The 227-nt window shown below is 45.4% G+C and carries 1 protein-coding gene; it reads right to left on the minus strand.

The window, feature by feature from the left end; all coding sequences use genetic code 11:
- A partial coding sequence (locus tag DM397_RS00080) for a DUF11 domain-containing protein (protein WP_162615402.1) occupies positions 1–227 on the minus strand: 227 nt, incomplete at both ends.

Genomic DNA, 227 nt, shown 5'->3' on the forward strand with positions numbered 1-227 from the left:
TGGTTAATGATAAATCTGCTGATGTTGGAACTGGAACCGTAGTAGCTTCTGCATAGTCGTCTTCTGCTGTAGCCCCATTGTTTGGAGTAGAGTCTGGATCAGGCTGGCTGCTTGCGGTGACTTCAGCCCCATTTACATAATTTCCTGTAGCATTCACTGTGGCTGTTATCTGTAAAGTGTGAGTGGCTGCAATTGCCATATTTCCAACTGTCCATAAACCTGTTGCT

The sequence above is a fragment of the Flavobacterium nitrogenifigens genome (assembly GCF_003254565.1).
Classification (GTDB): Bacteria; Bacteroidota; Bacteroidia; order Flavobacteriales; family Flavobacteriaceae; genus Flavobacterium; species Flavobacterium nitrogenifigens.